This window comes from Veillonella rodentium, from assembly GCF_900187285.1.
GTDB classification, from domain to species: Bacteria; Bacillota; Negativicutes; order Veillonellales; family Veillonellaceae; genus Veillonella; species Veillonella rodentium.
The window spans coordinates 1,903,534-1,926,433 of sequence record NZ_LT906470.1; the positions used below are offsets into that span (position 1 = coordinate 1,903,534).

Annotated in this window: 21 protein-coding genes; all 21 read right to left on the bottom strand. The window is 44.9% G+C overall.

Annotation, left to right across the window (positions count from 1 at the left end):
• Positions 1-126: 126 nt before the first annotated feature.
• A complete protein-coding gene (dnaB, locus tag CKV62_RS08745; RefSeq protein WP_095066564.1) occupies positions 127-1,485 on the bottom strand; it encodes a replicative DNA helicase in 1,359 nt (452 codons plus the stop codon).
• Positions 1,486-1,554: 69 nt separating this feature from the next.
• The gene (gene rplI, locus CKV62_RS08750; RefSeq protein ID WP_038117366.1) at positions 1,555-2,001 is read right to left on the bottom strand and encodes a 50S ribosomal protein L9; all 447 of its coding nucleotides are present in this window, start codon (positions 1,999-2,001) and stop codon (positions 1,555-1,557) included.
• Positions 1,998-4,025 carry a DHH family phosphoesterase gene (locus tag CKV62_RS08755; protein WP_095066565.1) on the bottom strand — a complete coding sequence of 676 codons (2,028 nt, stop codon included), beginning with the start codon at positions 4,023-4,025 and terminating at the stop codon, positions 1,998-2,000. The genes rplI and CKV62_RS08755 overlap by 4 nt, the downstream gene beginning before the upstream one ends.
• Positions 4,026-4,041: 16 nt before the next feature.
• Complete coding sequence (locus CKV62_RS08760; protein ID WP_095066566.1) at positions 4,042-5,001, bottom strand: DUF2232 domain-containing protein; 960 nt, start codon at positions 4,999-5,001, stop codon at positions 4,042-4,044.
• 195 nt (positions 5,002-5,196) lie between these two features.
• Positions 5,197-5,658 carry a DUF4411 family protein gene (locus CKV62_RS08765; RefSeq protein ID WP_095066567.1) on the bottom strand — a complete coding sequence of 154 codons (462 nt, stop codon included), beginning with the start codon at positions 5,656-5,658 and terminating at the stop codon, positions 5,197-5,199.
• 88 nt (positions 5,659-5,746) lie between these two features.
• A complete protein-coding gene (locus tag CKV62_RS09670) occupies positions 5,747-6,034 on the bottom strand; it encodes an ImmA/IrrE family metallo-endopeptidase (protein WP_422821975.1) in 288 nt (95 codons plus the stop codon).
• The gene (locus CKV62_RS09605) at positions 5,974-6,552 is read right to left on the bottom strand and encodes a hypothetical protein (protein ID WP_231968324.1); all 579 of its coding nucleotides are present in this window, start codon (positions 6,550-6,552) and stop codon (positions 5,974-5,976) included. The genes CKV62_RS09670 and CKV62_RS09605 overlap by 61 nt, the downstream gene beginning before the upstream one ends.
• A 160-nt stretch (positions 6,553-6,712) precedes the next feature.
• Entirely contained in the window at positions 6,713-8,860 is a 2,148-nt protein-coding gene (locus tag CKV62_RS08775; RefSeq protein WP_095066569.1) for a ribonuclease J, read from the bottom strand.
• 392 nt (positions 8,861-9,252) lie between these two features.
• Complete coding sequence (locus tag CKV62_RS08780) at positions 9,253-10,332, bottom strand: DUF805 domain-containing protein (protein WP_095066570.1); 1,080 nt, start codon at positions 10,330-10,332, stop codon at positions 9,253-9,255.
• Between the two features lie 12 nt (positions 10,333-10,344).
• Positions 10,345-11,142: a uracil-DNA glycosylase gene (locus CKV62_RS08785; RefSeq protein WP_095066571.1), complete on the bottom strand. Its 798-nt coding sequence runs from the start codon at positions 11,140-11,142 to the stop codon at positions 10,345-10,347.
• 416 nt (positions 11,143-11,558) lie between these two features.
• Positions 11,559-12,332 carry an ABC transporter ATP-binding protein gene (locus tag CKV62_RS08790; protein ID WP_095066572.1) on the bottom strand — a complete coding sequence of 258 codons (774 nt, stop codon included), beginning with the start codon at positions 12,330-12,332 and terminating at the stop codon, positions 11,559-11,561.
• Positions 12,333-12,343: 11 nt separating this feature from the next.
• Complete coding sequence (locus tag CKV62_RS08795; protein WP_095066573.1) at positions 12,344-13,096, bottom strand: ABC transporter permease; 753 nt, start codon at positions 13,094-13,096, stop codon at positions 12,344-12,346.
• An 11-nt stretch (positions 13,097-13,107) separates the two neighbouring features.
• On the bottom strand, positions 13,108-14,061 hold the full coding sequence (locus CKV62_RS08800; protein WP_095066574.1) for an ABC transporter substrate-binding protein: 954 nt from the start codon (positions 14,059-14,061) through the stop codon (positions 13,108-13,110).
• Positions 14,062-14,431: 370 nt separating this feature from the next.
• Positions 14,432-16,063: an ArnT family glycosyltransferase gene (locus CKV62_RS08805; protein WP_095066575.1), complete on the bottom strand. Its 1,632-nt coding sequence runs from the start codon at positions 16,061-16,063 to the stop codon at positions 14,432-14,434.
• A 12-nt stretch (positions 16,064-16,075) separates the two neighbouring features.
• On the bottom strand, positions 16,076-16,663 hold the full coding sequence (locus tag CKV62_RS08810) for a DedA family protein (protein ID WP_095066576.1): 588 nt from the start codon (positions 16,661-16,663) through the stop codon (positions 16,076-16,078).
• Positions 16,664-16,875: 212 nt separating this feature from the next.
• On the bottom strand, positions 16,876-17,097 hold the full coding sequence (locus CKV62_RS08815) for a DUF2922 domain-containing protein (RefSeq protein ID WP_038117381.1): 222 nt from the start codon (positions 17,095-17,097) through the stop codon (positions 16,876-16,878).
• Between the two features lie 119 nt (positions 17,098-17,216).
• The gene (locus CKV62_RS08820) at positions 17,217-17,423 is read right to left on the bottom strand and encodes a DUF1659 domain-containing protein (RefSeq protein WP_038117382.1); all 207 of its coding nucleotides are present in this window, start codon (positions 17,421-17,423) and stop codon (positions 17,217-17,219) included.
• 397 nt (positions 17,424-17,820) lie between these two features.
• On the bottom strand, positions 17,821-18,567 hold the full coding sequence (locus CKV62_RS08825) for a BUD32 family EKC/KEOPS complex subunit (RefSeq protein WP_095066577.1): 747 nt from the start codon (positions 18,565-18,567) through the stop codon (positions 17,821-17,823).
• A 401-nt stretch (positions 18,568-18,968) separates the two neighbouring features.
• Positions 18,969-19,844, bottom strand: a complete 876-nt coding sequence (locus CKV62_RS08830) for a CoB--CoM heterodisulfide reductase iron-sulfur subunit B family protein (RefSeq protein WP_038117385.1) — start codon at positions 19,842-19,844, stop codon at positions 18,969-18,971.
• Positions 19,844-20,806 (bottom strand): succinate dehydrogenase/fumarate reductase iron-sulfur subunit, encoded by a 963-nt coding sequence (locus tag CKV62_RS08835; protein ID WP_095066578.1) that lies wholly within the window; start codon positions 20,804-20,806, stop codon positions 19,844-19,846. Before CKV62_RS08835 ends, CKV62_RS08830 begins: the two co-directional genes overlap by 1 nt.
• A gap of 1 nt (position 20,807) precedes the next feature.
• Positions 20,808-22,526 (bottom strand): FAD-binding protein, encoded by a 1,719-nt coding sequence (locus CKV62_RS08840; protein WP_038117389.1) that lies wholly within the window; start codon positions 22,524-22,526, stop codon positions 20,808-20,810.
• Between the last annotated feature and the right edge of the window lie 374 nt (positions 22,527-22,900).

Below are 22,900 nucleotides of genomic sequence, written 5' to 3' on the forward strand. Positions count from 1 at the left end.
GAGATGTTTATCATCCTGCAGGACGGACGGTAACAGGTGCTCTGCTCAATTGCCCATCCGTCGTAAATATAGGCATGGCATCCACCCGCCTTTCTATCATGACTGTTTTACCGGATTATCGATATATTATTGTTCAGGGCCCATATCTTTATAGGCCACATCACGGAAGCGCGTCAATTCACCGACGAATTGAAGTTCCACGGTGCCGACGGAACCGTTACGATGTTTACGGATGAGAATCTCCGCATTATCGCCCTTTTCGGAATTTTCATCGTAATATTTATCGCGATACAGGAAGATAACGATATCCGCATCCTGTTCAAGGGAACCGGATTCACGAAGATCTGAAAGCACAGGCCGTTTATCGGGGCGGCTTTCAACGCTACGAGACAGCTGAGACAATGCGATAACAGGAACGTTGAACTCACGAGCGATGAGCTTGAGGTTACGGGAAATTTCCGATACCTCCTGCTGGCGGTTTTCACTGCCTTTGCCCGCATTGCGCCCCTGCATGAGCTGAATATAGTCTACAATGACGAGATCAAGGCCATGCTCAACCTTGAGCCTGCGCAATTTGGAGCGCATATCCTGCACGGTAAGCCCCGGCGTATCATCGATGTACAGTTTCGATTTACTCATCACATCGGCTGCCGAGATAACCTTGCCCCAATCGTCCTGCGTCATATCGGCACGGCGCAATTTTTCAGAGCTCACCTCCGCCACGGAGGAAAGAATACGCCCTACCAGCTGTTCCTTGCCCATTTCGAGGGAGAAGAACGCTACGGTCTTGCCGGAAATCATGGATACATTCTGCGCGATATTCAAGGTAAACGCCGTCTTCCCCATGGCAGGACGCGCCGCTACGAGAATGAGGTCCGACTTCTGCAAGCCGTTAAATATATGGTCCAAATCCTTAAAGCCCGTCGGTATCCCCGTAAGAGCGCCTTCATGCTGTTGCAGCGCATTAAGCCTGTCCAGATTGGACAGTACGATATCACCGATAGCGGAAAACGATGATTCCGCCTGCGTTTGGCCGCTCACATCGAGGACCATCTGCTCCGCCTTATTCAGAATGGCTGTCGGCTCATCTTCACCGGCATAGGTCATGCCGACGATTTTATTACCTGCATCGATGAGGCGGCGCAACTGCGCCTTTTCACTGATAATACGCGCATGCTGCTCCACATTATACGACACGGACTCATTCGCCAAGGAGGTAATATACGCGAGCCCCCCTACGGCATCAAGTCGTTTGCGGCGATCCAGTTCTTCCCCGACGGTGATAAAGTCCGCCGTCTTATTTCCGTGGATAATCTCTAGAATCGCATCATAAATAATGCGATGAGCATCGCGGTAAAAGTCCTCTGCTTTCAGAATACTCGTCACCGTATCCACGACGGCGCTCGCATTGGAACCGTTCGTCAGCAACGCCCCGAGGACGGCCTTTTCAGCATCTAAATTATGCGGTGGAATACGTACATCCATGATAATCTCCCTTACTAACCTCTATAGATAAAAGAATTCACCATACTCTATGAGCATGGTGAAGCCCTATTATTCAGCCACTACATTAACCTTAATGGTCGTTGTAATTTCCGGATGTACGCGCACCAATACGTCATGCACACCTAATGTTTTCAACGGTTCTTTGATTTCGATCTTCTTTTTGTCGATATCCACCTTATATTGCGCTTTCGCCGCATCGGAAATATCCTTTGCCGTAACGGAACCGAATACGCGACCTTCTTCACCCATGCGAACCTTAACGGTCACTTCCACCTTAGCCAGTTGAGCCGCCAAAATCTTGGCTTCATCATTGGCTACCGCTTTATTATGTTCGATAGACGCCTGTTTTTGTTTCGCATTGTTGACATTAGTCGTCGTGCCTTCAAGGCCAAGGCCTTTTTTGATGAGCACATTGCGGCCGTATGCATCGCTGACCTCAACGATTTCACCTTTTTTACCGACTTTTTTTACATCTTCAAGCAATACTACTTTCATTCTTCTTCCTCCTCTGCTTCCACGGAATGAAGAGCTTCAAGGGCTTTATCCAAGATAGTCTTCTTCGCTTCCTCTATGGTCATGCCCTGTAACTGCGCACCGGCCACCGTTCTGTGACCGCCGCCGCCTAAGGCTTCCATGACAACCTGTACGTTCACCTTGCCCTTGGAACGAGCGCTGACGCCGATACCGCCGTCATTCAGCGAATAGAGTACAAAGGCTGCCTCAATATCTTCATTGCTGATGAGCATATCTGCACTTTGTGCCGCCAATGCCATCATGTCCATCATACCTTCTGGAGCTACGGAGATTGCAATTCCTTCGGTACGACTGGCTTCAAATACCATTTTAGCACGCAATTGAATGGAATCGAAGGTTTCAATAAATAATTGTTTTACCATTTCGATGTCCGCACCGGCCCTACGTAAGAACGCCGCCGCTTCAAATGTACGCGCCCCCGTCTGTTGATTAAAATTCTTCGTATCTAGTACGATACCTGCGTAGATACCTGTGGCTTCCGATTTTGAAAGTTTCACGAAAGTCCCCACATATTGCACGAGTTCCGTTACGAGCTCACTCGTGGATGACGCAGCCGGTTCCAGATAGGTCAGCAACGGATTTTCTATAAAATCCGCCGCCCGACGATGATGATCGATAACGATACGACGTTCAGAGATTTCCAACGCCTCCTGAGCCGCCACCATTTCCGTACGATGTGTATCGCAGACAATGACAAGGGTATTCGGTTCCACCCAATTTCTTGCGGCTTCAGCAGTGATGATATGTTCTTCCCAGAATTCATCTTCATCGAGGACATGCACCATTTTTTCAATGGCACTGACTTCATCTGAAAGCGCCAGGCGCACCTCTTTACCGAGGGCTCTTGCGATAGCAACGATGCCGATAGCACCGCCCAACGCATCATAGTCCTCGCGTTGATGACCCATGACAAGAATCTTTTCGGAATCATTCATCAGTTCATGGATAGCTTGCCCCACGACGCGGGCACGAACGCGCGTATTCTTCTCTACGCCCGCCGTATTACCGCCGAAGAAACGGGTGCTTTCACCATCCATAATACAAACCTGGTCACCACCGCGCCCCAACGCGATATCGAGAGCCGCCCGAGCACGCTCGGACACCTCTTTTGCGGTCCCTACATTTTCACTGATACCGATGGAAATCGTCGCCGGAATCTGACGAGGAGACGGTAATTTACGAATCTTCTCTAGAATCTTGAAGCCGTCTGACTCCATTTTCACGAGAGCGCCGCGAGAAATGGCAAAGGTATACATATCATCCTGGAAATTACGGATAAATCCGTCAAATCCGTCGATTTCAGCCACCACGATATTATTGATATCCGCCCAAAGGTTTGTATAATCGCGGTCACTGAGGCCTTTTGTAAGTTCCTCGATGTTATCGATTTGGATCATGCCCCATACGGGCTGAGCCTCTTCCGCCTTGATACGAGCCTGCTCAAGAGTCGTAATATCCTTGAAATACAAGGCCATCACCGAATGATCAGCCAATTCATCATTACTATCCGTATCGGCTTTAGCGTCACGAGGATCAATAAACTTATAAATAATTTGGAAATACTTATCCTCGTATTGTTCCGTAATAAATCCGGATTTACCCCATATTTTATCGATGCGAAAACCCGGTATAAGCGTAGACATTTTCTGAAGTTTATTCCAATCCACCTCAACCCAGTCCGCAAAGACACTATTGTTCCATACCAATGTGCCCTGTTTATTCACGAGAGCAATCCCCATCGGCAGATTTTGCAAGGCAAAGTTCGATGCTTGTGTAACATTTTTCATCATCGCACTGAACTGTTCCCTAGCCAGACGCCGTCTATCATGAACGGTGTTATAGTTCACCAAGTATGCCGCCACCACGATAATACCTGCCAAAATCGCTACGGCCCAGTTAAAATAAGCCAATAACGCTAATAACAACGCGAGGACAGCGATAACGGTAAGTTCCATAACTTCCCATCTCCGTTGAAAGGATTTCATAACGGCCTCCTTTCTATTATGGTAGGCGCTTGTTAAAGCGCGAACGCATATCTAAAAACATATCAAAAATACCATATATTACGAGTGAATAAGGACTCATTACATATAAAAAAAATATAATAGCGAACTGGAAAAAATTCCCTAACTCATAAGCTTTCATAATCGCTATTAAACAGGTAACCCCATTGACAAAACAAATAGCCGCACCGAATAGCCCCAAATTCATTCCAACATCTTTAAGTACAGTCTGTTCATAGCCTATATATGACAACCCATAAACGAGGATAATACCGATCGCTAAAACACCGGCCCCCCATATCGGCATACGCCATGTATCCATGGGCGGCAACACACGGTGAAGCGTATCGGTACGCCGGGCGATATAAGAGACAAGCTTTGCCAAAATATATGTCATCAGTACACAGCCCCAAAACACAATAACTATCATAACCTGGTCAGCCATTGCAAAAGTTCTATTGACTTGCGCAACCATCGTATCGATTTGTTCCTGTGGGGCCGCCTGTTGACGTACAGCCTCAAGCATAGAATTCTTTAGCTCAGCGTTCATATTCTGACCTAAATTAACAAGATCAAAGGACCCAAATCCCTGAACCATCAACATCTGTACAAACAACATAAGAAAAAGGGCTAGCGCAGGTACGATAATCAACTTTCTAAAAGACCAGTTCGACCTAAATGCTTCCCCTAAAAATATACTCGGCAACGAATATATTAAAACCGTATTAGCTGCTATCGGCACTCCTAGAAAAAGGGCTACCATCATAAATGCCAGTACAGAAGCAATACAGCTGTAACGGCTGCCCCAGCGAATCCCCGTAACCGAAATGCCAGCAGGTGCCACAATAGTGGCCAAGAATAACATAAAAGGAACAACTGCGCCGATTACCGTCAACATAACGACGATGGTCGATACGAATGCGGTTTCCACCATCGCTCTTGTATTTCTTTGATTCATAAATCACCATTCTTACATAAGAAGATATATTAACTGGTATCTTTTAATTATAACAGTTTGAAAGGGCAACTTCAAATACCCCATATGGTAGATAATTGCGATAGTAGTGCTATTTATAGTACTGGCAGCACACACAGATAACATAAAATAGGGAGCTACCTAAAGTAGCTCCTCATCTCATATTACCATATGTAGTTAACGCATCATTTCAAATACATTCACATATGAAACATCAAAATGCTCGCATATATCCGGTATTTTGACCTTTGTAGTCCTTGGTCCCGCTAGAATTTCGTGGGTTACGACCACGCCTCTGCGGACACTCGCATAAGCTATAAGCCAAGGATCCGCTTTAGCCAAAAAGCGATGTTTTTCAGCATCCTTATATTGTTGATTTAACATCACATATTCAGCTATATCTGCATATGTATTTTGTATCTCAACATCATTTGTCGCTTCAGTAAATGTCAAATAATGAGTGTCAAACCAAGTAGATAACTCATCATTACCGCTCATAATTTCATTTTTAATATGATCAATAGTTAAAATATTACCTCTACTGTGAGATATCAGCTCATTCCAGAACGATGGAACAATATCAAACCCATAATAGCGGTTCTTTGCATCTATAAAGGTATTACTATCAAGAACATATATAGTTTTCTCTCCTAAAAACTATATTCATTCACATATTTTGTAAAAGTACTACCACGTAAGCCTAACAACTCATACGCATCTCGATACGCTAATTCGCCTGCCCGAGCATCTTTGACAACAGTACGATAAAACTTTCACCCAACCGAGCATGAGCAGTGACATAAAAATTTCCACCATCTCTTGTCTCTCGTTCAGGTAAGCTTTGTAATCGCTGATTAAAACATTCCACTAGATTATTATATTGAATTCGAGTAATATATCCATGCTCTAATGCTATCCGACAGATAACATACTCACTCACCTTAAAGCGCTTAGCTATGGTTTCATAATCCTCCGAATATTCATTCCACAAAGGAATAAATCGGGATTCCGGCACAAGAAATTCACCTGCAAAGCTGTTACAATATGGCTCAGAAGTGCTATCAGATCCGCTACACCTATTTGCCAACCAGCCTCTACATCCAATAACGAATAAGCTTGATGCACAAGATCTCTGCTATCCATGCGTTTAGAAAAGCCCTCTACATAAGGTAACGCATCTATTCCTAAACTAAGCTTTCGATATTGACTCAACCAATCTTGGCGAATCTGCATATCATAAATAGTATCTCTTAACTCAGGACTATATGCCCTGTCAGCGATTTCACCATTCAGCCTTCTAAAATCAGTAATCTCTTTATCCGATAACTGTGGAGGATTCTTTAAATAAATATATCCTAACGGTACATTGGAAAAAGTAGCTAATGCCTGTATTTGACAAATCGTCGGATGCACACGGCCTGCAATCCACTCTCCATACTTTGGAAATCGCTTATAAAAAGCTTCATAACCTTTACCACTGTATTTAGGTAACCAGTTTAAAATAGCTTCACTCACCGGGAACCGTCCGGACATACCATCACCTCCCTTTATCCCTTATTACTCTTCTACTAAATAATATTCGCTACCTATTGCAAAACTCCTACTTTGATTACATTAATTTTACAATCATATACCAATGAAAAACAAGCAGTTGTTAAATAAATATTTTAACAACTGCTTGTCTTAATTATATCTATACATCTTGAATAATCGGCAAGATCATAGGACGACGACGGGTCTTATCATAGAAAAATTTACCCAATGCATCGCGCACGTTTTGTTTAATGGTTGTCCAGTCTTTGATGCGCTGTAATTCGCAGTCTTCAAGAACCTGGTCGACGCGACGTTCCGCCGCAAGCATGAGTTCTTCCGCATCACGTACGTATACGAAGCCGCGAGACACGAGGTCCGGACCGGCTACGATGGTACCCGATGCTTTATCCATAGCCATAACTACGATAACCATGCCTTCCTGAGCCAATTGTTGACGGTCGCGGATAACGATATTCCCCACATCGCCAACGCCAAGGCCATCAACGAAGATAGCACCGGCTTGTACGCGGCCACCCTTACGGCCACCATTTTTATCAAATTCAAAAATCTGACCGTTGTCGCCGATGAGAACCTTTTTAGGGTCTACGCCCATAGCCACACCGAGTTCACCATGGCGGCGCAACATGCGGTATTCGCCATGAACCGGAATAAAGTATTCCGGACGGACCAGGTTGAGCATCGTTTTGAGTTCTTCCTGACTCGCATGACCGGATACATGAATACCGCGGTCTTTACCGTATACCACATTACAGCCCAAACGGAGCAAGTTATCAATCGTTCTGCCTACAGCACCTTCATTACCGGGAATCGGCGTAGCGGAGATGATAACGGTATCATTCGGCGCCAGTTCTACGGTACGGTGATTGCTTGTCGCCATACGGGACAAGCCGGCCATCGGTTCACCTTGAGAACCGGTAGTCAAAATCATGATTTGATCATCCGTGTAATTGTGCATTACATCTACATCGATAATCGTATTTGGCGGTACATTCAAGTAACCGCGTTCTTGTGCAATTTCCGTTACGTTCACCATGCTGCGGCCCATAATTACAACCTTACGTTTGTAGAAAACGGCTGCATCGATGGCTTGTTGAATACGGGATACGTTGGATGCGAAAGTCGCCAATACGACACGACCCTTCGCTTCACCGACGGCCTGTTTAATCGCAGGTCCTACGGAACTTTCAGAACCGGTAGTACCCGGTTTTTCTACGTTTGTAGAGTCCGATAACAAAGCTAGTACGCCTTTATTGCCGAGTTCAGCGAACTTGTGCATATCCATCAACCGTCCGTCAACCGGAGTCTGGTCGATTTTAAAGTCCCCTGTATGAAGGACCGTCCCGATCGGCGTATCAAAATATACAGCGCAGGAATCAGGGATGGAGTGATTGGTTTGGATAAAACCGACTTTCACCTGACCAATCTGAACCTCATCGCCGGCCGCAATCGTGCGGAGACATTTCGGAGATACCTTATGCTCTTTAAACTTGCCTTCGATTAAACCGCAAACGAGATTTGTCGCATATACAGGGCAGCTGATTTCCTTCATAAGGTATGCCAGGGAGCCGATATGGTCCTCGTGCCCATGCGTAATAACGACGGCCTTCACGCGATCCTTATTCTCGATGATATAGCTCATGTCAGGAATAACAATATCTACGCCAAGCATGTCTTCGCTAGGGAACGCAAGACCGGAGTCAAGAACGATAATTTCGTCCTCATATTGGAACACGGTCATATTTTTACCGATTTCACCAAGGCCGCCAAGCGGGATAATCTGGAATTTTCCCTTGTTCGCGCCATTTGGTGTACGGCCGATTAGTTCAACCTGTTCACCTTGATCATGGTGACTGTTGCGATTTGTAGAGCGATTCGTCCGCTCGGAACGGTTCTGATTTTGACCGTTTCTCGTGCGATTAGTGCGCGTATTGCGCGTATTTTCACCATGTTCGCCGCGCGGAGCACGAGTTTGACGCGGTTTACGTTCCGTACCTTCATCGGATTCAGCATTACGACGCGTATTTGTACGACGAGTCGCAGCGGTGCCGCCATTGGTGTTCGTACGATTATTTGCATTACGGCGTGGACGGCTTGTATTCTCACCGTCATGATTCGTGCGACCTTCACCGGCCGGACGACGTGTAGTAGTGCGGCGACGCGGTTGTTTTTGTTCACCCGTAGCCGGTGCCGTATGCGCAACTGGTTCTGCAGTCACTTGTGCAGCAACCTGATTTTCTGTTGTATTCACAGTTCCTCCTAAAATTTTGTTCATTAGTTTGTTTAACATAGTTCTTCTCACCTATCACTTGAATTGATCTATGCCACGAGGAAATGCCACACAAATAAAAAGGCGCTATTATACTAGCGTCTCGTCAAATGTGCACAAAAATTGCGCTATCCAATTTTGCCGTTCCTAGTTTGTGTGCCATCTGCCGCAGCAAATGAGTATAGTGCACTGTCGGATACGTCATGCCGCAAAGGGCTCATGGTTTCGTTCCTATCCAATATGCAGTGCAATATAGTCCGATCGTTTTGATGAAAGCCTCGCTTTCACACGTTGTGCTCATTATAACATAAAAACAACATAAACAAAAGAGTTCTCCTCTCATTTCGCCCAAAATTAAACAAATATTAAAAAGAGCGGTTCAGACCGAACCGCCCTAACTATTTTATTATTCTTCATCCGGCATGATCCGGCATGCTTTTATAAAACCCTTCAATATGCCATTCGCCATTTTCTTCGATGAGAGATATATAGCGTGTCATGTGCGCAGCCTCAACCGCGCCGTTTCCGGGTTTAGTGACTTGCAGATCCGCTTCGTAAATGATGCGTTTCATGCCGTTTATACGACTGATACGACTCGTGCCTAAGGACCCGACAACCACCTTCGGCGCCGACTTCATAGACTCCATCCATTTTTGCTTTTCTACGGGATTCGTCTTAGCCTGATTGATAACATAGGTGAAGGCCTTATCATAGTTCTTTTCATTGACTGCGTCAAAATAATCGTGTACCACATCCCGTGCAGCTTCATCACCACCTTGACCGACGATGATATTCGTAAACCATCCGCCCGGATCTAGTTCATTTTCCGGTCCCATATAACGAGCCGAAACACTGCATACGCAGATAGCACTCACCAGCAATGTAACGAGAATTCGAGTAGTGAAAGCGCTGCTCGTAGGCGATACTTTCATAATAGAGCTCAACCGTTTGTCGATAGTGATGTTCCTCAACGCCTCACCATATTGATTAGCCTTCGGTCCGCCTTTCTTACACAGTAGAACAAATAGAATAATCGGTCCGATGAAAGGAATTAAGATTAAAAACAGATGATCACTGCTTTTACCGGTATCATGAAGGCGACGGATGCATAGAGAGCCCAACGGAATCAGCGAGACAAGACCGATGATTGTCAGTAACATCCATGCCAACAGGATTAAATAAATACCCGTATGAAGCACCACCGTAAGCCCATAAGAAAGGGCCAGAATTCCAGCGATAACTAAAATCCACATCAAAAAGAACCGCAAAAATTCCCCTCTGGACGCACGGCCATCTGAATTCATAAATTTGCGGCCCACCACATAGAGAAATGTATCCTTGTAACTCAACTGATAATGCGCCAGCGGATAGATAATATCCCCTTCCGGTGCGATTCTCTCAACCTCCACCGCAGTCGTATACTGCCCGCAATGAGGGCAGAACATGGCAGCCTCGTCACAATACTGACGGCAGGATGCACAATATCGTTTCATATGTAATACCTTCTATCTCAAAACTCTCTCTACAGCTTTGGCAAAACCTTCACGGTATAAATTAGCCCCACCGTTAGCCGGATGTCTAAGTCCGACGGCTGAAAGGCCGAATCGCCCCATCGTGTCCGCCGATTTTTGACCGACAGCGAGCATGAGCGGCTTCGATCCACCTAATTCGGTGTGCAATGCCAACAGTCTTTTCGTATATTCCCAACCCAGCTGCTGCTCCGACTCGGTCGGCGTCCGATTAGTGAGCGGTTCGCCCGCCTTATGAGGGTGAAAGGGGAATATATTCCACAGCAACGCATCGTACGGATCAATTTCCTGTTCGATGATAGCACTCCATACTACCGTATCCGTAGGCTCGTTGAACCCCTGTTCCTGTTGGGTCCGTTTCAGCATAGGACTCACAGGAGAGCTGGTCCTTTGTAATGTAACAGGCGTTATCTGATGCGCCCGAATCGTTTTATGCTTATCCAACAACATGCGTTCACAGGTAATGGCAATGCCCGAAAAGCGCCCTCCTTGATATCCGACAGCCTCCGCCACCACAAAGATTTTGGAGCGTCCCAACCGCGGCAGCAAATACGCCATCAAATTGCTACGACGCACCTGAGCCGCATCAAAATCAGGCCGAACAATTTCGAGGTCAGGATTCACCTCACCCCATGGATTGTGAACAAGCTCGCCCCTATATTGACCGAGCCAGTCTATAAACTGCTGTACTTTTGCAATCTGATTCGTATCAAACGAGGTCATATATTCATCAAAAGACAGCGTTTTCTCTTCCTCTGATGTAAATAAGGACATAGGCTCTCCCCCAATTTATACTACCGCCCCATATAATTAATAATGCTGTATATCATGATTATCAATCCTTTATATACTGTATTTATACACTAAAGCCCATAATAATACAATCCATATATTACGATATCCAATCATAATATGTGATAATATATCTGATAATCACGCACTACATAAAATGTATGCCGTTACTATATTATAATAGCATCCATTTCTGAAAGTTTGATGCGAAATTAATATTCAAAATATCCACATGCAACAAAATATAAAAAACTGTAATTTCAAAGCGACTTTAGATTCTCTACCATCAAAACGACAGGCCTCATTTAACAACCTTGATGGTAATGAACGATCCTACTATCTTTGAAACTACAGTTTTTGTTGGACTTCTGTTGCTACTAATATATGCAATATCACATTTATATATAAAACTCGATTTTGTCTTCTTTGGCGAGTTGGAATTGTTCAAATATGTGATTTCGAATATTGACGAAGGACGCCGAGGTCCGGTCCGTCCTATCGATAAGATTGACGGGGATAATGGTTTGCACCCGTCCCGGATTAGCGGCGAGCACTACGACGCGATCCGCAAGGACCACCGCCTCTTCTATGTCATGCGTAACGAATACGACCGTTTTACCCTCTTCACGGCAGATGCGGGAGATTTCATCCTGTAAATTGATACGTGTCAACGCATCGAGGGCCCCCAGAGGCTCGTCCATGAAGATAATATCCGGATCGACCGCCAGAGCCCGCGCAATGGATACACGCTGTTGCATACCGCCGGACAACTCCGCCGGATAGCGGTTCCGAGCATGATCGAGCCCCACCATTTTCACGTATTTATCGATGATAGCAGGTCGCTCTGCCTTAGATACGTTCTTGCTTTCAAGGCCCAGTTCAATATTACTTTCCACCGTTCGCCACGGTAACAGTCCGTAATTCTGAAAAACCGTTACATACCGCAATTGGGGTGCTTTCACCTCTGCGCCATCAATGGTAATAGAACCCGAGGTAACGAGCTCAAAGCCTGCCATAACATTTAAAAGCGTACTTTTACCGGACCCGGAAGGACCTAAGAGACAAATAAATTCACCTTGTTCAATGTCCAGATTAATATTCTCAAGGATGGTGAGCGGTTCTCCATCTTTCATAAATTCCTTGTGTGCATTGCGCACCGAAATGTAACCCATACGTCCACCTCCTATTTCTCAATGCCCCAACGTCTATAAATCCATTTTTCGATGAGGGACACGCCCCAATCAAGTAAAAGTCCCACAAAGCCAATCGTCAGAATCGCCACCATCAAAAGGTCGTTGCGCAAATTGTTCCGCATATCGATGATGAGGAAGCCAAGACCCGTCTGGGAACCTACCATTTCCCCCGTCACCAGGAATATCCACGCCGTACCGAGCGCGATGTGAAGTCCTGATGCAATACCAGGAAACACGGCGGGCAATACAATTTTAAATAACAACTCCGGCTGCTTGATACCAAAATTTCGAGCCACCTTGATGTATACGGGATCGATATTTTGAATCGCGGATACCGTGGACAATAGAACCGGAAAAAACGCCGCGATAAAGATGATAACGATGGCAGGCGCTTGACCGATACCGAAGAACAGTACGATAAACGGCAACCATGCCACCGGTGAAATGGGGCGAATCACCTGAACGATGGGATTAATATAGTTCCAAATACCCTTATACCAGCCTAAAATGAGGCCTAAGAACACGCCGGCTACGACGGAAATGATATAGCCTATAAAAAAACGCACCAAACTGTCCGCAATATCCTTAAATAATACGCCGTCCCCGATGAGTTCTCCGAACCCGAGCAGCACCTTGTACGGCGTCGGCAACAAAGCTTCGTTAAATCCGCCGAGGCGGACAACCAACTCCCAAATCAGCCAGACCGCGATGAACGCGCCCGGCACATATGTGTATTTCTTCATGGTATACCCCCCTATGGCAACAGCGATGTATCTACAAACTCCGAATAACTCGGCACCTTTTTAATCAAATCGACATGGGTCATGTGATGCACGAGCGCCTTATAACGCTCCTCGGTGAGGGCCAAATCTCCAAACCCAATCACCTGCAAGGAACGCTCGATAACAGGATCCTTAAATTTCATATATTTCAAGGCAATCTCCTTTTGCGCCTCCGGATGCTCATCTAAATATTTACCTGCATCGAGATAGGCTTTTGTGAAAGCCTTCGCCAAGTCATGGTGTTCATCGACGAATTGACCGTTGAATACGAGGGCGCAGCAGATATTGTCATGCCACAAGTGATCAGGGTCTTCAAAGACCTTTCCCTTACCCATTTCTATGGCGAGAGAACCGAAAGGCTCCGCCACGCTATATCCTGCGATTTGACCGACCGACAGTGCGGACGGCATTTCAGGAGGGCTCATCTCCACTATCTGTACGTCCTTCTCGCTAAGACCTGCCCGTTCAAGCATGAGGTCTACGAGAATCTTTTGAGTTGATTGCTTATGAGGGATGGCAAAGAATTTGCCTTTTAAATCCTGTACAGAGTTAATATCGTTATTTACAACGATATTATTGCCTTCCGTATGGCCTAATGCCGCTGCGCGCACATCAATTCCCTGTTCACGAGCCTTTACACCGAGCTCAACGAGAACGGCTGCAGCATCTACTTTACCGGTGTTGAGCGCATCCATGAGTTCCGGCCAGGAACCGTATTTAACAAGCTCTACATGGACAGGACCATCTGCTGTCTCCAATTCCTTCGTAGCAAATACCGGCAGCGCATGAGTAATCGGTAAATACGCAACGCGCACGGTCTTCAACGCCTGTGCCGACTTCGGTACCGTATGCTGATGATATGCATACGCCGCCCCTCCGATAACGAGAAGCACAACAGCAATGATAAGATACCAGGTTTTCTTCATGACAGCCCCTCTTTCTGCAAATCTCTTGTTTCTCTGACGATCTTCGTCTCTAAATTTATTTATACCCTACTATATCAATATGTTTTATTTATGTCAATAATGCATGTTAATATTATAGGGTTTGATGTATCATATACTGTACTTCATATTTCAATACTATATGCTATATTTTATATTTCGTATTTTAGATTTCATATTTCACATTTTACATTTTATCTCATACTCCATACTCCATATATCGTATGTTATTTACCAAACATTCCCGATTAAGCGAATGTTCACGCATACATAATGGCGCACACAAAAACAGGCACCGCCATAAAGGCGATGCCTGCAATTTAACTTTAGCAAAACAGAGTCTAATTAAACATCAGTGAAACAGAGTCTGTTTATTTAAAATATATACTTCGGAGGTTCCCGCTTCGCTGTATTCCGATACATACGGATAGATGGAAGACTGACGGAAGTGCTTAATTTCCCCCTTCGGCACAATCAGCATAAGCGGTTGGCCGGAGGAAAGAATTTTAATAAACTCCTTCTCCGATACTTGCTGCATAAGATATTTTTTCTGCCATTCAGCGCTGCGTTTTTTTAATTTACCTTGATCATCCCAACGGCTTTCATCACCATTGATTTTAACAACCTTGTGTCCCGTATAATATACGACAGCCGTACTGTATCCGTTATAGTAATACACATCGCCGTCATACGAATCCACAACAGGCACCACATCGACAGAACTGCGCTGTTTGAATAAAGGCTCAACGCCCTCCATCAGAACGATCGAGGAAATAACCATCGTACCGAGAACAATAATGCTCACCAAACGGTATCGATAATGTGTATACCATGCATGCAGTACAAGCAGAACCGAAACAGCTACGACTACATACAATAAATAATAGAATCCCCACGGCGCAAAGAATGATGCCGCTACATAAGAAAGCCACAACAATAAGGCAGGTCCTATAATGATCCACGGAAGAACCCTTGATCGTCCGGCCCGAACCGCTTTCATCACGCCCATCGCACCGAAAGCGCTGAACGGAACAAGGCTCACGAATGTATACAGAGGATATTTGGTGGCCATCAACGTATAGAACAAAATCGTTCCCAGGCCCCATGCCAAACAGTATACATACGCCTTACGGCGTTGTTTATATCCGCTGATTATGCCATAAATAATGGCCCCTGTCCACGGCAAGGAAGCCCCCAAAAAGATGGCAATATAATACCACCATACATTGTCCTCCGGATGCTCGGACTGGGTAGCCCGCGTCACATTATGCAATCCCAAAAATCCGTCGATAAAGGCCTGTCCGTGAACGGAATACATATAGGCATACCAAGGTAAGGCAATCGCACAGAACACGAGAATCCCGCGCCAATCAAAGATGCGTTTCAACATCGTACCGGAGCGATATATAGCGGCGTAAATAAGCAGAATGATACCCGGCAATACGATAGCTACCGGCCCCTTTGTGAGAACACCTAACGCTGCAAATGCATAAGCCACGATCATGGCATTTCGACGATTCAACACAAGACCTCTATATGCATAAATCATGATCATCAACGTCGTATACAGCAATACCATATCCGTGACGACACCGTGCGCAACGGTCCAGAACATCAAGGACGAACCGAGTACGGATGCCGCAATAAGGCCCAACACCCAACGGCCGCTCATCGAGCGTATCGCCTGATACATGGTAGCCACCGATAAAGCCCCGAAGAGGGTGCTCGGCAAGCGCACCACCCAGTCGGCAATATCGAACAGCTTGAAGCCTAACGCGATAAGCCAGTAAATCATAATCGGCTTATCATACCAATAGGTCCCGTAAATCTGAGGTGACAACCAGTTTCCTGAAAGAACCATTTCCTTAGCGGTCAACGCGTAATTCGACTCCACCGGATCGGTAACGGGCAGAATATTATTTCCCACCATGTAAAACACAAGCCACACGATGAACACGACCGGTGTCAATCTAGAGAGTTTCATACAAGGCCCTCCTTACCGACGGTTGCGATAGTATCTGTAGCCTAGGACAGCTGCAACAATAGCAAATACGGCAATCATGACAATTAAAAACTCATGATTGTATTCGATAAGATCTTTCCAGTTTTCACCGAGGACTTTCCCCAAATAAACGAGCAAAATCGTCCACGGAATCGTACCGAGGACCGTCCAAATGATAAAATGCCACAAAGGATAACGGGCCATGCCCGCCGGGAACGAAATAAACGTGCGTACCCCGGGCAATAAACGGCCGAAAAATACCGCCGCACCGCCGTATTTATTGAACATCTTTTCGGCAAGCTCAAATTTATGTTCATTAAAGAATATATATTTACCGTACTTCAACAGCAGCGGCCGTCCGCCGTATTCCCCCATCCAGTACGACAGGATAGACCCTATGATACCGGCCAGAATGCCGACTACCATCGTCGTATGCAGATCAAATACCCCCTGCGCGATTAAATATCCCGCAAAACCTAGAACGATTTCACTGGGAATAGGTACATTGGCGTTTTCCAAGGTCATTGCAATAAACATGGCCGCATAGCCATAAGTTTCCATAAACGAAATGATATATTCCACGTAATTTACCTCTTTATCAATACCCGTCTCGGGTTCTATAATGCGTTAACTCCGGCGCATCGTTTCGCTGAAAGTTTCATACAACCATTTGGTATACCTTATATTTTACCATAATAAAGAGGCCCTCACCATAGGCGAGGGCCTCCATACTACATATGAAATATGCAATGTTAACAACAATCCCCTTGCTCAGGGATCAGCATGCTGCCAATCTATTTGAGTTCGGTAATCTGTGTTGTCACTTCACGAGCCGCTGTAAACGCAGCGAGTACTGCATCATGGGATCCAAGGATAACCTTATTCGCCACTAACGCATTAGCCGCTGTTTTAGCATCTTGTAAAGTAATTCCAGCGCGAGGTGCGCTAATTGTAATCGATGCGCTTTTACCATCGACCGTAGAAAACGTAAGATATACAACGCGTTTTTCCGCCATGTGGGCGCCTCCTTTCATAGTTCGTAAGCAAGTCATTCAAATTAATAAGGATGGGAATGCGTGGACTGAGCACGCTGCATCAAAGGTTCGACATTGCCGATGATGCACTGTGCCAAACGTTAATGTCCTAGGGATATTTCGTTGATGCGAACCACATCGGACAGGCTGTGGTCATACAAGGCTGCCAATGCATCGCCGACAATTTTCATATTGTCATCGGACGCTTCTTCGGCAACACGCGTATAGGTGACGTTCTTATACTTCGGCATATCTTCGGTACCGACATTAAAACGCAACACCAGTTTCGTACGTTTAATCGTAGCCATCGTATCACCTCCTTTCACCGCCCTACATTCTCGAATCGCTGTCATGACAATTCCCTACGCGATGTATGGCGTCATTTTTGTGAAAGTACGGAAATAACATCGGCTTACATATAGGAAAATATCGACTACGTGTAAAAATAATACCGCCTGCATATAGAAATAATGCCGACTACATACAGGAACAGGACGGCGAATATAAAGGAACCGCACCGTTCACACATAAAAAAACCCTTATCCTCGGTACTGGTTCTCCTTCGAAGGAGCCTTACAGTACGTCGACATAAGGGTCTACTTGAAAGCTCTATAATTATCTAACGATAAGCTACAACCCATGCATCGGGCTATAGCTCATACGGACAACAATCTATATTTATATAAAGATAAACTACAGAGCCATTTATTCAGTTTTTAACGCCATTATAAAATCATAAGCTTTTACGGCCGCCTCGGTATCCACAAAATGGAACGGATTGAGGAGTCGGCAGAATTTAATGAGGTATTCATGCTTATGAAAGATGTCTTTAATATGTAAAATCGTATCGCGCGCCGTACATGCCGAACTATATCCGTTCATCATCGCATAGAGATAATCCATCGGCAGATTATCTTCACGCAAATAACTGTGCACAAAGATCAGTACATCCCACCCTTGCGGGGTCAATTCAGGCCAGCGACGGCTGTTTTCCCAGTCGAGCATCGTAATCTTATCCTCAGCAGGATCATACGTTATATCGCGCATGGCGGGACGCCCGTGGGACAAACCGTAATCATGCAGCTGTCCTAAGATTTTACCGAATATATAAAAGATATGTGTTACCATCTCTTTTAAATCGGTATCATCAGGATGCTGAACAGTCAATTCGCTATAGTACGACAATGTGCGGCCGCTGTATTCCGTAACGAAATAGTGTTCCCGAAATCCGGCAATCACAGGAGCCACCGGCAGTTTCGTATTCACAAAGGATATTTTATAAAATTCATAGTCAAAGGATGCACGCGGCGCAGGTTTAATCCAACTCGACCGATGATTGCTGATATCTTGTTTTACGTAATACTTTTTACCGTCAAAATCAACGGGAAATACGCGATGATCCGTTTCATTGACAATCATGCGATCTATATAATCTAATAACATATCATTCATGCCGGTCCCCCGCTGCACCGGTCCCTTTCGGTACCCTCTCATTACGCTCTTATGATTTTAAAAACTACACATATAAACATCTAACCATATTACATATTTATAACATAAACGGAGTGCTATCAATTATACACGAACAATCGTAACTACATATACCGAACGATGTCCATGCTCAATAAACATATACAATCGACATAGATATTATACTACAGCGCTCTTCGTTTATCAAAAACAGACGCCTCTATCCTGCATTTCGCAGAATATGGGCCGGTCTTACAGCGCGCCATGTATCAAAAGTAGAACCCCCCAGCCTGGGCCGGGGGGGTTCTACTGGTAATTATGATAATAGGTTTGTATTTAGAACTATAGCATAGCCAACTGAGGCCTCGTCTAAATCAAACGAATTAACCTACGAATTTAGTCACTGCCGCAGTATCAGTCAAGTGACGTTTAGGCATGCCCATTTCAGCAGGGGAAATGCCAAGTGCAAGGCCGATCAGCTGGGACATATGCAAGATTGGCATATCTTTGCCGCCGCCAACAACTTCTTTTGCTTCTTTTTGGAACATATCAAGTTGCATTTGGCAAAGCGGACAAGGAGTTACAACGCAATCTGCGCCTTCATTAGCTGCATCTTTGTTGATGGAGCCGGTCATCTGCATTACGGAATCATGTGCAGGATATACAGCATGGAAACCGCAGCAATCGAGCTTACGGGAGAAATCGATTGGTGTAGCACCGATAGCGGAAATCAAATCTGCTAAGGATGTAGGCATTTGATAATCTTCGAAGCCCAATTCAGTTTGAGGGCGAAGAATATGACAGCCGTAGTATTCAGCTACACGTAAACCTGTTAACGGTTTAACAACTTTTTCTTTCAATTTGTCCAAACCGTAATCGCGGATCAATACCCACAAGAAGTGAGTTACATCAGTTGTACCGCGGTATTGTTTACCGATTTGAGCCAATTTCTTGTTAACTTCGTTCTTTTCTTTTTCGTTGTTATCAAGTTCGTTTTTAGCTTCACGAAGCATCAACGTACAAGTGTTACATACAGTCAAAAGGTTCAATCCTTTTTCTTCCGCCAATGCGATATTACGAGCATTTGTAGCAAGTGTAACTTCCGGAGCGATATCTTGAACGTGGGACGCGCCGCAGCAAGTCCAGCCGTCAAGTTCTTCCAACTCGATACCTAATTTTTTAGCCACAGCAACTGTTGCTAAGTAGTCTTCTTTGGCAGCGCTTTCAAGAACGCAACCAGGGAAAAATGCGTATTTCATTATTTACTTACCTCCTCAGCTGCTTTCATAAGTCTGCGAACACCATCAATACCGTTTACAGGTTTTTGAGGTACTACAAGTTCAAATGGATTGATTTTGCTGTGTTTCCACAAGCGCAATGCATAGAATGCCTGTTTAGCGGAATCAACAACACCATCGGATTTCAAGCTCATAGAAACTTCTTTCAAGCGACCGGTTTTGTAGAGATCGTCTTTGAAAGCAACCGCATGGCGAACGCCCTTGCTGTTAGTAAGGCCAGCTTTCGTAGCTTCCTTACGCAAGTTGGAAATATCCATAGCAGGTTTTAAGTGTTTAGGGCAACGGGAGATACAGTTCATGCAGTGAACGCATTTCCAAAGACCGTTGTCGAATGCAGGTTGAATGTGAGCCATAGGAGCATCATCACGGCTGTCCAATACGAAACGGTTAGCTTTAGTGAATACATATGGTTCCAAGAAATCATCTTCACGAGCAGTCAATTTGTTACATTCGGATGCGCAGCAACCGCAAAGGATACATTCTGTACCGGCAACGAATTTTTTGAAGTCTGCCGGAGTTTGACGAACGATTTTGTCGCCTTCGTTGAATTCAGCTTTAAGGAAAATCCAAGGAGCAACTGTTTTCAAACGATCAACTTTGGATTCCCAGTCAACAACCAAGTCACGGATAACACGGAAGTTGCCGATCGGAGCGATTGTCAATTCGTCTGTACCATAACGTTCTGTCAATTCATCGATTTTAGATTCACAGCCGAGCATCGCTTCGCCGTTTACACGGATGGAGCAAGCGCCGCAAACTGCGGAACGGCAGGCTGCCAAGAATGTCAATGTTGGATCCTGTGTATCTTTAATTTTTTGAAGGCCCCAGAGGATTGTACGGTCAGGTTCGTAATCGAATTTGAAAGTCTGTACAAACGCGCGACCTTGTTGGTAACGGTGAATATGGTAGGTGATTTGTCTCATCTTAGTACTTCCTTTCTTGTGGTTCGTATTTAGTGAACACTACGTCGCGTTCTGTTAATTCGTATTGACCGTCAGCACCTAATTTGATCAAGGAATGTTTTAAATATCTTTCATCATTACGTTTAGGATGGTCTTCACGGATATGAGCACCACGGGATTCACGGCGGTGTAAAGCGCCCATAGCAATAGCTTTTGCTACTGTTAACATGGAGCCGATTTCACAATAGTTTACGAATGCCATGTTGTAAGTACGTTCAGGGTCACCTACATAACAAGTTTTATAATCTTCAATCAATTGTTCGATTTCTTTTAAGGCTTCAGTAATACCTTCTTCATTACGGAAGATACCTACTTTATTCCACATTGCATCAGCCAATGCATCGCGGATTTCTACAACCGGACGGCCGCCTTCACGGGATGTTACTTCTGTGAAACGATCTTCCCAAGCTTTTGCAGCTGCGGCAAGTTCCGCATCTACATTTGGTTGTTCATGGGATTCAGCATAATCAGCTGCGCCAGCACCGGATACTTTACCGAATACTACGCCGTCAGCCAGGGAGTTACCGCCCAAGCGGTTAGCACCGTGGATGGAGATACAGGATGCTTCGCCGGAAGCGAACAGACCAGGCAATTCACATGCACAAGTTTTGTAATCCACTACGTCGATACCGCCCATTGTATAGTGACATGTAGGACGAATAGGTACCGGTTGAGTCAATGGATCGCAATGTTCGAAGCACATAGCCAAGTCGCGGATACCATGAAGTTTTTCGATGATAACTTCAGGTCCCAAGTGACGAAGATCGGCTACTACGTATGCATTAAGGCCGGAACCGAAACCGCGACCTGCAGCGATTTCATCTTCGATTGCTTTCGCTACAACGTCACGAGATGCCAATTCCATTTTGTTAGGCGCATATTTTTTCATGAAACGTTCGCCTTCAGCGTTAAGAAGGTAACCGCCTTCGCCACGAACCGCTTCGGACATCAAGATACCTGTACGACCGAGACCTGTTGGATGGAATTGGATCATTTCCATATCTTTCAAACCGTTACCGGCGCGGAATGCTACCGCCATACCGTCGCCTGTGGAAAGGAACGGGTTTGTAGTACGAGTCCAGAAAATACGACCGGCACCGCCTGTAGACAAGATAATAGCTTTAGCTTTAATCTGTTCTACTTTACCTTCTTTCATGTTCCACACAACAGCGCCACCAACGTGACCGTTTGCGTCTTTAACAAGATCTAAAAGGTACCATTCCTGTAAGAAGTGTACGCCTTCTTTCAAGCATTGTTCATAAGTAGTGTGCAAGATAACATGACCTGTTTTATCCGCGGAGTAGCAAGTACGTGGATAGGATTGACCACCGAAGTTACGTTGCGCGATTTTATTTTCTTCTGTACGAGAGAATGGAGCGCCCATGTGGTCCATTTCAAGCACGCCTTCCGGACAGCGGGAGCAGAAGAATTCGATAGCATCCTGGTCGCCAAGATAGTCGGAACCTTTTACTGTATCAAAAGTATGTGTTTCAACTGTATCTTCAGCTGCTACGTTATTCAAACATGCATTAACACCGCCTTGCGCCATTGCTGTTGCCGAACGGGTTGGGAAAATTTTAGTAATAAGAGCTACTTTTAAGCCTTTGCGACGACCAACTTCAAGAGCCGCACGCATACCAGCGCCACCGCTACCTACTACTAGAACATCAAACTGTTCCATAATGACCTCCTCATAACTACCATTTAATAAGAAAATTAGTTAGACTACCCAATTTCATAAAGCTCATAAAAATTTTTGATAACCTAATCATTTTTCTTTGCAAGAAAAACCCCATACTTACGCGATTTTTCTTATAGCTTTGTCTTTAATTATAGAGAGCATTTTAGGCCATGTCTAAACCCTATTATGCATAATTAATTTTGATGAATTTAATTGATAACTTATATCAATTACTGTTTCTTCAAGCAGTTTAAAGATAATCAATTTATTTAAATGAATATTTTTTATTCAAACTTTAGGATAATACGAAAGTAGTTCGGTTCCGAAATTTCTCTGTATTGTAATTTTCTAACCAATGAAAGCTATCCCCATAA